A 1270-nucleotide genomic window follows, 5' to 3' on the forward strand; every position below is an offset into this window, starting at 1 on the left:
AGCAGCTTTGGATGAGAATTTTGCCAGGGTTTGCCCCAAACCCGGCAATCCCCCCGGAAATTCTCTGGTCACTGTGCTGCTGCGCATGGTGGCTTGAATAATTTCTGGGAAACTTCAGTTTCTCATTTACGGATACCTTCGACGGAGAGATAGACATGGATATCTTCGGCGGCATCACCAAGGATCTTCGCTTCTTTCATGTTCCAGTCCGACAAATGCAGGACTGTCTCACCCTGAAATCCACGGCGATAACCGCCCCAGGGATCCGGCCCATGGCTCACGTCGCTCACGTCGATGGCAACTTCCCGGGTGATACCCCGCAAGGTGAAATTGCCCCGCAACACGGCCTTGCCTTCGCCTTTCTGTTCCCAGCCGGTGCTCACGAAACTTGCCCTGGGATACTTGTCTGTATCGAAAAACAGCTTGCTGCGCAGGTGCTTGTCGCGCTCGGCATGATTGCTGTCGAGGCTGGAAACGTCGATGGTGACTTCGACCCGGTTTTTCCCGGGATGCTTCTCATCGTAGCTGAACTCGCCCTCGAAACGGTTGAACCTGCCCAGCAGCCAGCTGTATCCCAGGTGCTTGATCCTGAATTCGATGAAGGCGTGCATGCCTTTTGTGTCGATAACATAGTCTGTAGCCGCGACCGCAGCAGCGGATACCATCAGTGATGCACTCATGAGAGCCGCAGGAATTGCTTTTTTGATCATGATCTAGTTCCTTTGTCCGGGCGCAAAACCCAACATGCGCGTAAGTATGGCGTCTTTGTCGATGAACTGATGCTTCAGCGCCCCAGCGACATGCAATGCCAGCATGAAGGCGAGGAGCCAGGTGATAAAATAATGCACTGCTCCGGCCCGGTCTTCCAGGTTGGCACCGCTGGTCAATGCAGGTATATCAAACCAACCGAACACCTGCAGGGCATGGCCATCGGCCGTGGAAATCAGATAGCCGCTGACCACGATGGCCAGCAGCAGCACATAGAACAGCCGGTGCACCAGCCGCGCCAGTGGCTTCTCCCATGACCTGCCGCTCAGATCGGGCAGGGGATTGCTCCAGCGCCACAGCAGTCTCGCTGCCAGCAGTAAGGCCGTCAGCACACCCAGCCCACGATGCCATTCGGGTAGCGCCAGATACAGCGGATGATAATAACCTGAATCCGTGACTTCGGCAGCCACCTGAAAGTCGTTCGCCCGATGATAATCGCGTAAAATTGCAGTTCCAGTGATTTTCATGATTTCACCCAAGGGGTGAACTGCCAATGACATTC

At 55.0% G+C, this 1270-nt stretch carries 2 protein-coding genes; both read right to left on the reverse strand.

Annotation, left to right across the window (positions count from 1 at the left end; genetic code table 11):
• Positions 1-122 precede the first annotated feature (122 nt).
• Positions 123-710, reverse strand: coding sequence for a YceI family protein (locus ACOCD2_RS20440; protein WP_293689315.1), 588 nt, complete (start codon positions 708-710; stop codon positions 123-125).
• Between the two features lie 3 nt (positions 711-713).
• Positions 714-1270, reverse strand: a 557-nt coding sequence (locus ACOCD2_RS20445; RefSeq protein ID WP_293653286.1) for a cytochrome b, incomplete at its 5' end; no start/stop codon positions are given.

This window comes from Thiolapillus sp. (assembly GCF_048562965.1).
Taxonomy (GTDB): Bacteria; Pseudomonadota; Gammaproteobacteria; order Chromatiales; family Chromatiaceae; genus Thiolapillus; species Thiolapillus brandeum_A.